This is a genomic window from uncultured Limnohabitans sp. (assembly GCF_937889215.1).
GTDB lineage: Bacteria > Pseudomonadota > Gammaproteobacteria > Burkholderiales > Burkholderiaceae_C > Limnohabitans_A.
Genome location: NZ_CALBEX010000416.1, coordinates 1 through 8801, shown reverse-complemented (window position 1 = coordinate 8801; position 8801 = coordinate 1). Strand labels below are relative to the sequence as shown.

The window sequence follows — 8801 nt, the reverse complement described above, 5'->3', positions numbered from 1 at the left end:
ATAACGCTGGCCGTGCACATGGGCCCACTCGACAAAGGCATCGCCCAACACCATCGCGTCAAACTCTTGCGCTGAGGCAAAAAAGTATTCGCGGCCATGCTTTTCCTGGCCACGCGGGGCGCGGGTGGTGTGCGAGACGGTGGGTTGCACGCGTGCGTCCAGCTCCATCAGGGCCTTGACCAGGCTGGATTTGCCAGCCCCGCTGGGGGCGGCCACGACAAACAGGTTTCCGGGGTAATCCATGCTCAGGCTCTTTATTCGATGTTCTGGACTTGTTCGCGCATTTGCTCAATCAGCACTTTCATGTCCACCGAGATGCGGGTCATCTCCAGCACGGCCGATTTAGAGCCCAAGGTGTTGGCCTCGCGGTGCAGCTCTTGGATCAGGAAGTCCAAGCGCTTGCCAATGTCGCCGCCTTTGGTCAGCAGGCGTGAGAGTTCGTCCAGGTGCGAGCGCAAGCGGGTGAGTTCCTCGGCCACGTCGATGCGGATGGCAAACGCGGTGGCTTCGGTCAGGGCCCGGTCTTGCGCGGCTTCGGGCAGGTGGCTGCCGTCGGCCAAGGCCATCGCGTCTTTCCAGCGCTCTAAAAAGCGCTGGCGCTGCTGCTCGACCAACTGCGGCACCAGCGGCACGGCCTGTTCGGCCAAGCTGCGCAGTTGTTCAATGTGGCCTTGCAGCATCTCGGTCAGGCGGGCACCTTCACGGGCGCGGGCTTCGCGCAGGGCGTCTACAGCTTGGGCGGCCAGTTGCATCCAGGCGGCTTCGTCCGGTGCGGCTTGGCCCGAGCTGCCTGCCGTCATGCGCAGTACATCGGCCACGCTCAAGGCGCGGGCACCCGGCAACCAGTCTTGAATCTTGTCTTGCAAGGCCGCGATTTTTTGAAGGGCTTGGTGATTGGGCGCCTGCAGGGCAGCGCCGTCACCGGCGTCCTGACTGGCACGCACTTCGACTTTGCCGCGTTTGATTTGACGGGTGATCAGCTCGCGCAGGCCCGGTTCGAGCTGACGCAAATCTTCGGGCAGGCGAAAACTCAGGTCCAAAAAGCGGCTGTTGACCGAGCGGATTTCCAGGCCCAGTCTGGCGGTGGGGCTGGTGCTGGCAGGGGCCTCGCCATCGGTGGGCAGCGGGCTGTGCTGCACGCTGGCGTACCCGGTCATACTGTAAACTGGCATCGGTCAAATTCCTTCGGGCAGCGCAGCATTTCTTGAGAGTCAAGAAAGCGGCTGGGACGCTGCAAATGGGCCACACAGGGTGCGACGCCAAACCGTGGATTATCGCAAACTCTCCGCCAGCCCTGACCTCCGCACACGCATTCAACGCACTTTTCACACCATGAACACTTCGCCTGCCTCTTATATCCGTTCCGGCCGCGCTGCCGACGCTTTGCGCTCGGTGCGCATCACCCGGGGCTACACCATCCACGCCGAAGGCTCGGTGCTGATCGAGTTTGGCCAGACCCGCGTGCTTTGCACCGCCTCGGTCGAAGAAAAGGTGCCAGGCCACAAAAAAGGCAGTGGCGAAGGCTGGGTCACGGCCGAATACGGCATGCTGCCCCGCGCCACCCACACCCGTGGCGACCGCGAAGCCGCACGCGGCAAACAAAGCGGCCGCACGCAAGAGATCCAGCGGCTGATCGGCCGCTCGCTGCGCGCCGTGTTTGACCTGAAAAAACTGGGCGAGCGCACCATCCACCTCGACTGCGATGTTTTGCAAGCCGATGGCGGCACGCGCACGGCCAGCATCACGGGCGCTTTTGTGGCGGCGCAAGATGCCGTCAACTGGCTCATGACCACGGGCAAACTCAGCGAGTCGCCCATCATCGACCGTGTGGCGGCCATCTCGGTGGGCCTGAAAAGCGGCACAGCCTTGCTCGACCTGGATTACCCCGAAGACTCGGCCTGCGACACCGACATGAACGTGGTCATGACTGGCGCGGGCCACTTTGTGGAAGTGCAAGGCACGGCGGAAGGTGTGGCCTTCACCCGTGTCGAGATGGACGGCATGTTGGCGCTGGCCGAAAAGGGCATCGCCCAATTGGTGCAGCTGCAAAAGCAGGCGCACGACGAGCCCCAGACCTTGACTTTCAGCGCCTAAAGCGCGGGGCGTGTTCATGAAAATCGTTCTCGCCTCCAACAACGCAGGCAAATTGGCCGAGCTGCAAACCCTGTTGGCACCACTCCACATGACGCTGGTGCGCCAGTCCGAGCTGAACATCCCCGAGGCGGCAGAGCCGTTCAAAACCTTTGTGGAAAACGCTCTGGCCAAAGCCCGACACGCCGCGCAGCTGAGCGGCATGCCTGCGCTGGCTGACGACGCGGGCCTGTGTGTGGATGCTTTTGGCGGTCAGCCGGGTGTGGATACGGCTTATTACGCCACCCGCTTTGGCTACCCCAAAGGCGATGACACCAACGTCACCGCTTTGCTGGAACAAATGCAGGGTATCCAAGGTGCCGAGCAGCGCCGCGCCGCCATGGTCAGCACTCTGGTGGCGATGCGCAGCGCCGATGACCCGGAGCCCTTGATTGCCGTGGGCCGGGTGGTGGTTGAAATCACGCCCGAGCGCCGGGGCACGAACGGTTTTGGTTTTGATCCGGTGATGTACTTGCCCGAATTTGGCAAGACCTTTGCCGAGTTGCCCCCCGAGGTGAAGAATGCCAACAGCCACCGCGGCCGCGCCGCGCAGGCCATGCTGGTGTTGATGCGTGAACGCTGGTTGGACAGTGCTGCGCCATGAACCCCCAACTTGATCTGGTGCACGCCATGCGCCCTGGCGTGCTGCAACTGAACGCTTTACCCCCGCTGTCGCTGTATGTGCACCTGCCTTGGTGCATCAAGAAATGCCCGTATTGCGACTTCAATTCCCACGAATTTCGCACGGGTGCCGACCCGGTCGCCACGCAAGATGCCTACATCAACGCGCTGTTTACCGACCTGGAAGCGAGCTTGCCGTTGATTTGGGGCCGCAGCATCCAGACCGTGTTTCTAGGCGGGGGCACGCCCAGTTTGTTTTCACCCGAGGCGATTGACCGCTTGATCTCGGGCATCCGTGCCCGTGTGCGCTTGGCCCCAGACGCCGAAATCACCATGGAAGCCAATCCCGGCACTTTTGAGAAAGACCGTTTCAAGGCCTTTCATCAAGCCGGCATCACCCGTTTGTCGATTGGCGTGCAGAGCTTTGACAACGCGCACCTCAAAGCGCTGGGCCGGGTGCACGACCGCGACCAAGCGCTGGCCGCCGTGACCGAAGCCGCGCAAGTGTTTGACACTTTCAACCTGGACCTGATGTATGCCTTGCCGGGTCAGACGCTGGCAGGTTTGTCGCAAGACATCCAGACCGCCTTGTCCTTTGCCCCACCACACATTTCGATTTACCACCTGACCATCGAACCCAACACGGTGTTTGCCAAGTTTCCGCCTGCCTTGCCGGAAGAGGATTTGGCCTACGAGATGATGGACCGCATCACCGAGCTGACCGGTTTGGCGGGGCTCAACCGCTACGAGGTGTCGGCCTATGCCCAAGCCGGACACGCCTGTGCGCACAACCTGAATTACTGGCAGTTTGGTGACTACTTGGGCATTGGCGCGGGCGCGCACAGCAAGCTCAGCTTTGCACACCGTGTGCTGCGGCAAGTGCGTTACCGCGAACCGGCGCTCTACCTGCAGCAAGCCATGCAGGGCGAACCGGTGACACAAAGCACCGAGGTGTCACGCCAAGACTTGCCTTTTGAATTCATGCTCAACGCCTTGCGCTTGCGTGAGGGCTTTGCCCTGGCCGATTTTGTGGACCGCACCGGTTTGGCCATGACCAGCATTCAGCAAGGCTTGGCAACCGCCCAGGCACAAGGACTGATTGACCGCGACCTGCACCGGGTGTGGCCGACAGACAAGGGCTTTGACTTTTTGAGCGATCTGCAAGCCCTGTTTTTGGCCGACAGCGATTGAGCCTGCAGGCTCGGTGAAGCCGGATTACTCGGCGCGGCTGCGCAGCCGGTCCAGCACGAACTTGAAGCTGTAAAGCATCAACAAGGCCCCCAAGGCGTTGCCCACAAACATGGGCCAGATGTCGACCCAAATGTTGAGATGCGGCCGCTCCAGTAGCACCCAGACCAGTTGGTGACCGATGGCACTGGTGGCCGCAAAAATGAGGATCAAGTTCAGCAGTTGCGCCGCATTGAGCGTTTGCAGCTGTGGGCTCAGCCATTGGCGGTGGGTCAGGTATTTCATGACCAGCCAAGGGATCATGCCGCTCACCACACCATTCAAAATGGCCAGTGTGGTGGCGCCTTGGTTGAACAGCTCACGGTCAATGAACCAGGTGTCCAGCGTCAGGCCGACAGCGCCGGGCAAGCCCAGCACCAGCACCAAAATGATCCTGAAACCGGCAGGCAAGAACACCCAGCTGATGCCTTCACCGTATGCCAAGGTGGAGAAAATCCAAGCGTTGAAGCGAAAGAAACCGACAAACAAAAAAGCGCTGGCCAAAGCCAGCGCTGTTTTTTCCAAGGTATCGCGCAAAAACAAGATCATGGCGCGATGTTTGTGTGGGCCAGTTGCATGGACTGACCAAGGTGTTTGAAGTAATCCAGCGTGCGCGGCGTGGGGATCAGGAATTTGGCGCGTCGGTCACCTTCCAGGTTCAATGTGCTGAGCATGTCTTTGTCGCGCAGCCGTGTGATGCGTTTGTGCAAAGTGGCGGGGGAGCCAAGCTCGGCCAGTCCGATGGCTACGCGCACCGTCATCGGCTTGTTTTCATACCAGCACAAGACGACGGATTGGAGCAATGCCACTTCATTGGCGTCCATTTCCTGACCATCGGGCAAGGCTTGAACCACCTTGGCCAACTGCAGAAAACGCAGGTAAGCGGATGCAAAAGGGCTTTGGGTTTTTTCCATATTTGTGATTTTATCGAATTATTTTTGGACAGTAAAAATCAAGCGGTCGCTGTATGGTTAAGCTTGTGATTTCTGGAGGAGGCAGACATGAAACACACAATGGCCATCATCGGGCTCGGCATCATGGGCCGGCGCATGTTGGAAAACGCTTTGCAGCATCCTGCGTTTGAAATCAGTGGGGTCTGGGACCCCAGCGCATCGTCGGTGGCCAGCACTTTGGCCGTCATGCCCCATGCGCCTGTGGCGGCCAGCGCCCAAGCGGCGATGGCCGGGGCCGATGTGGTGTATCTGGCCTGCCCCCCAGGGCCTCGCAAAACTTATGCTTTGCAAGCTGCCGCCGCAGGACAGGGCGTGTTCATGGAAAAGCCGCTGGGCACCGACAACGCCCAAAGCCGCGATCTGCTCGCCCAATTGCGCCAGGCCCGTTTGCCCGGGGTGGTCAACTTCACCCAGGCGGCTTCGCGGGGGTTTGAGGAGTTGCACAGGGCCATCAATGCCGGGGAAACGGGCGATATCTTGGGCATTGACATCGTGGTGAACTACCCCGCATGGCCCCGCGCCTGGCAAAAAGACGCCGATTGGCTGCGCCTGCGCCATGAAGGGGGCTACACCCGCGAGGTGATTTCGCATTTTCTGTTTCTGGCCGGCCGCTTCATGGGGCCGCTGACCTTGCAGCAGGCCTGGCCGCGGTACCCGCAAGACCCCACTTTGTGCGAGTTGGACATGCTCGCCAGGCTGACCACGGCCGATGGCCGACCGGTGACTGTCATGTCCACCACCGGCGGGCAACAGCCCGATCGGCAAGAAGTCACAGTGCGGGGCAGCCGGATGAACCACCAATTCAGGGAGTTCTACCAACTCTGGCGCTCCGACGGTGGTCCATGGCAAGAAGCCCTGGACTGGTCGACCGAAGATCCGCGCACCAGCGCACTGCAGCGTCAATTGAGCGAAGTGGATGCCTGGCTGAAAGGCCAAGCGCACAAGCTGGCCACGGCTGAAGAAGCGCTGGCCGTGCAAGAGCTGGTCGAGGCCATGCTGGCAGGGCAGGCCTGAAAAACCAAACCCCCAAGCCCCGCTGACGGGCATTGGGGGCGGTTTTGGCACGTTGGATGGGCCATCTCGGCTCAGGCCCGTTCGGGGCTCGCGCTCGCTTGGCGGCTTTGGGTGAGCGCGCTGATCAAATCGGTGAACCTTTGCCCCTGCACCAAAACGTGTTGCCGTGCTGCCTGGGCGGCCAATTCTTCTTCACCGCTGCGGATGGCTTGCGCCAAGTTGCGGTGTTCAGCCACCGACTGGGCCAAGCGGTGGCGAACTTGCAGTTGCAGACGCCGGTAAGGCTTGAGCCGGTTTTTCAGTTGGATCGTCTCTTGCACCAAAAAGGCATTGCCGCTGGCGCGGTAAATCAGCTGGTGAAAAGTGTCGTTGGCATGGTAGTAAGTGTTGGCTTCGCCTTTTTCTGCCTCGGTTTCACAGTGTTCCATGGCCTGTGAGAGGTCTGCGATCAGGGTTTTGTCGGCACGCCGGGCGGCCAAGCGCGCGCACATGGCCTCCAGTTCGGCCATGACCTCGAACATCTCTATCAGGTCGGCGGTGCTGATGCTGGCCACATAGGTCCCCCTTTTGGGCCTGACCTCGACCAAGCCACTGGCTTCGAGTTGCTGAAAGGCTTCGCGCACAGGGGTTCGCGAGACGCCGTATTGCGCGGCGATGTCATCCATGTGCAATTGATCGCCCGGTCTCAGGCGGCCCTCGACGATGTCGTCTTCAATTTGTTCGCGAACGCGCTGAACCAAGGATCGGGTTCGGTGGGGTGTGCTCATGGTGATCGGTGTTCAGGGGTAAACCACTAGGAAACGCTCAGGCTCATACATATAACATTCCGACTGTTTTATACAACAGCAGGAGACATCCATGAAACCCGTTTTCAAGAATATAGCCGCCATCGCAGTTTGGACTGGCGTTGCCCTGTCGGCCCAAGCCGATATCGTGTTGAAGGCTTCGCACCAATTCCCCGGTGGCAAAGGGGATGCGCGTGACGAAATGGTGCAAATGATTGCACGCGAGGTCGCAGCAGCCAATGTGGGCTTGACGATCAAAGTGTTTCCTGGCTCCAGCTTGGTCAAGCCCAAAGAGCAATGGAAGGCCATGCTCAGCGGTCAAATTGACATGACCTCCCTGCCGCTTGATTACGCCTCCGGCTTTCACCCCGAGTTTGGTGCCACTTTGATGCCTGGTTTGGTGAAAAACCACACGCACGCGCGCCAAATCAACGCCTCCCCTTTCATGGATGACATCCGCGCCATCATCAACCGTGGCGGTGTCGACGTGTTGGCCGATGCCTGGTTGGCGGGTGCTTTTGCCGGCAAAGACAAATGCATTTTGGAGCCGAAGGACGCGGATGGTCTGAAGATCCGTTCGGCCGGTGCGACCTTTGCGCAAATGTGGGCTGGGGCTGGTGCTTCCATTGTTTCTGTGCCCTCCAGTGAGGTGTACAGCGCCTTGCAACAAGGCGTGGCGCAGGGAACAGACACCTCGGCTGGCAGTTTTGTGTCCTTCCGACTCTACGAGCAAGTCAAGTGCCTGACCGCTCCAGGTGACCAGGCGCTGTGGTTCATGTACGAGCCTGTGCTGATCTCCAAAAAAGCCATGGCGAAATTGAACGCGGCGCAAAAAGCAGCCTTGATGGCGGCCTCCAAAAAAGCAGAAGATTATTTTGCAGCCGAGTCCAAGAAGCTCGACGACAAGATGGTCGAGGCCTACAACAAGGCCGGTGTGAAGGTGGTCACCATGACCGCCGCACAGGCCGACATGTGGCGTGCAGTGGCAGCCAAAACTTCTTACGCGGAGTTTGCCAAGACCGTGCCCACAGGCAAGGCGCTGATCGACAAGGCGCTGGCCGTCAAGTAAGCAGGAGCCTCTCTTGAAACAGCTGCACCAATGGGTTTGCCGTCTGTCTGAGTGGAGCGGCGTCGTGGCCGCTGCACTCATGATCGTGTCGGTGTTCGTCGTTTGTCAAATGATCTTCGTGCGTGCCGTGCTTGGAGAATCGTCCATCTGGCAAACCGAATTTGTGACTTTCGCCTTGGTGGCGGCCACGTTTCTCGGGGCCCCTTACATTTTGCTCACGCGTGGGCATGTCAACGTTGATTTGCTGCCCATGTTCTTGGGCGATTCCGCACGTTTGGCGCTGGCCTGGTTGGCCTCCATTTTGTCATTGGGCTTTTGCGTGCTCTTTTTGTACAGCGCGGCCCATTGGTGGTGGGAGGCTTGGGAATTGGATCTCAAGACGCCCAGCATCTGGAATGCCCGTTTGTGGATTCCTTACCTGAGCGTACCGGTTGGCATGACGTTGGTCTGCCTGCAATATGTGGTGGACATGTGGGCCTTGGCCACAGGCCGCGATTTGCCTTTCGGCATGCCTGCCGCCCACGACATGAAGGAAATGGCATGACCCCCTTGTTGATGGGCGGCATCATTTTTGCCGTCGCTTTGTTGTTGTTGGCCACGGGCATGCCCATCGCGTTTGCGCTGGGCAGTACCGCCTTGATTTTCATGGTGTGGTCGGATGGTTGGGGCTCGGTTCTGTACATGGCCGACACCGTGTTTTCTGGGCTGGACGATTTCACACTGGCCTCCATTCCGATGTTCATCATCATGGGGGCTGCGGTGGCGTCTTCGCGGGCGGGCAGCGACTTGTACGAAGCCCTGAACCGCTGGTTGTACAAAGTGCCCGGCTCGTTGGTGATTTCCAACATCGGCGCGTGCGCGCTGTTTTCGGCCCTGACCGGTTCATCCCCAGCCACCTGCGCGGCGATTGGCAAGATGGGCATCCCGGAGATGCGCCGTCGTGGCTACGAGGCCGACCTGGCCACGGGTTCGATCGCTGCAGGAGGCACACTGGGCAATTTG

General features: G+C 59.9%; 11 protein-coding genes and 1 pseudogene. 7 read left to right on the top strand and 5 right to left on the bottom strand.

All coding sequences use genetic code 11. The features are described from left to right. Both Q0341_RS10615 and Q0341_RS10610 read right to left on the bottom strand, forming a co-directional pair. A pseudogene (locus Q0341_RS10615) lies at positions 1-243 on the bottom strand (guanylate kinase); the annotation flags it as partial. Between the two features lie 11 nt (positions 244-254). Continuing rightward, entirely contained in the window at positions 255-1157 is a 903-nt protein-coding gene (locus Q0341_RS10610) for a YicC/YloC family endoribonuclease (RefSeq protein ID WP_299513009.1), read from the bottom strand. Positions 1158-1332: 175 nt separating this feature from the next. Between Q0341_RS10610 and rph the strand changes: the two genes are divergently transcribed. From rph to hemW, 3 genes are read left to right on the top strand one after another with little or no spacing between them, the layout of a single operon-like run. Next, a complete protein-coding gene (rph, locus tag Q0341_RS10605) occupies positions 1333-2094 on the top strand; it encodes a ribonuclease PH (RefSeq protein WP_299513008.1) in 762 nt (253 codons plus the stop codon). Positions 2095-2110: 16 nt separating this feature from the next. Beyond that, positions 2111-2734, top strand: a complete 624-nt coding sequence (gene rdgB / locus Q0341_RS10600; RefSeq protein WP_299513007.1) for an RdgB/HAM1 family non-canonical purine NTP pyrophosphatase — start codon at positions 2111-2113, stop codon at positions 2732-2734. Beyond that, on the top strand, positions 2731-3942 hold the full coding sequence (gene hemW / locus Q0341_RS10595; protein ID WP_299513005.1) for a radical SAM family heme chaperone HemW: 1212 nt from the start codon (positions 2731-2733) through the stop codon (positions 3940-3942). The genes rdgB and hemW overlap by 4 nt, the downstream gene beginning before the upstream one ends. A gap of 24 nt (positions 3943-3966) precedes the next feature. Here hemW and Q0341_RS10590 read toward each other — a convergent pair whose 3' ends face one another. Beyond that, entirely contained in the window at positions 3967-4527 is a 561-nt protein-coding gene (locus tag Q0341_RS10590; protein WP_299513004.1) for a hypothetical protein, read from the bottom strand. Continuing rightward, a complete protein-coding gene (locus Q0341_RS10585) occupies positions 4524-4892 on the bottom strand; it encodes a hypothetical protein (RefSeq protein WP_299513002.1) in 369 nt (122 codons plus the stop codon). The genes Q0341_RS10590 and Q0341_RS10585 overlap by 4 nt, the downstream gene beginning before the upstream one ends. Before the next feature lie 87 nt (positions 4893-4979). Here Q0341_RS10585 and Q0341_RS10580 point away from each other — a divergent pair, with 87 nt between their 5' ends. Further along, the gene (locus tag Q0341_RS10580; protein WP_299513000.1) at positions 4980-5945 is read left to right on the top strand and encodes a Gfo/Idh/MocA family oxidoreductase; all 966 of its coding nucleotides are present in this window, start codon (positions 4980-4982) and stop codon (positions 5943-5945) included. A gap of 71 nt (positions 5946-6016) precedes the next feature. Here the strand turns inward: Q0341_RS10580 and Q0341_RS10575 are convergent, their stop codons facing one another. After that, on the bottom strand, positions 6017-6712 hold the full coding sequence (locus Q0341_RS10575) for a GntR family transcriptional regulator (RefSeq protein WP_299512999.1): 696 nt from the start codon (positions 6710-6712) through the stop codon (positions 6017-6019). A 91-nt stretch (positions 6713-6803) separates the two neighbouring features. Here Q0341_RS10575 and dctP point away from each other — a divergent pair, with 91 nt between their 5' ends. From dctP to Q0341_RS10560, 3 genes are all read left to right on the top strand, one after another. Further along, a complete protein-coding gene (dctP, locus tag Q0341_RS10570) occupies positions 6804-7799 on the top strand; it encodes a TRAP transporter substrate-binding protein DctP (protein WP_299512998.1) in 996 nt (331 codons plus the stop codon). 13 nt (positions 7800-7812) lie between these two features. Continuing rightward, positions 7813-8343 carry a TRAP transporter small permease gene (locus tag Q0341_RS10565; RefSeq protein ID WP_199221686.1) on the top strand — a complete coding sequence of 177 codons (531 nt, stop codon included), beginning with the start codon at positions 7813-7815 and terminating at the stop codon, positions 8341-8343. Further along, a partial coding sequence (locus Q0341_RS10560; protein ID WP_299512997.1) for a TRAP transporter large permease subunit occupies positions 8340-8801 on the top strand: 462 nt, incomplete at its 3' end. The genes Q0341_RS10565 and Q0341_RS10560, both read left to right, overlap by 4 nt.

Excerpts from the sequence above, each read along its gene's own strand:
- Q0341_RS10585 (WP_299513002.1), bottom strand. The coding sequence starts at position 4,892 with ATGGAAAAAACCCAAAGCCCTTTTGCATCCGCTTACCTGCGTTTTCTG.
- rph (WP_299513008.1), top strand. The coding sequence starts at position 1,333 with ATGAACACTTCGCCTGCCTCTTATATCCGTTCCGGCCGCGCTGCCGAC.
- Q0341_RS10610 (WP_299513009.1), bottom strand. The coding sequence starts at position 1,157 with ATGACCGGGTACGCCAGCGTGCAGCACAGCCCGCTGCCCACCGATGGC.
- dctP (WP_299512998.1), top strand. The coding sequence starts at position 6,804 with ATGAAACCCGTTTTCAAGAATATAGCCGCCATCGCAGTTTGGACTGGC.
- Q0341_RS10580 (WP_299513000.1), top strand. The coding sequence starts at position 4,980 with ATGAAACACACAATGGCCATCATCGGGCTCGGCATCATGGGCCGGCGC.
- Q0341_RS10590 (WP_299513004.1), bottom strand. The coding sequence starts at position 4,527 with ATGATCTTGTTTTTGCGCGATACCTTGGAAAAAACAGCGCTGGCTTTG.
- hemW (WP_299513005.1), top strand. The coding sequence starts at position 2,731 with ATGAACCCCCAACTTGATCTGGTGCACGCCATGCGCCCTGGCGTGCTG.
- Q0341_RS10575 (WP_299512999.1), bottom strand. The coding sequence starts at position 6,712 with ATGAGCACACCCCACCGAACCCGATCCTTGGTTCAGCGCGTTCGCGAA.
- rdgB (WP_299513007.1), top strand. The coding sequence starts at position 2,111 with ATGAAAATCGTTCTCGCCTCCAACAACGCAGGCAAATTGGCCGAGCTG.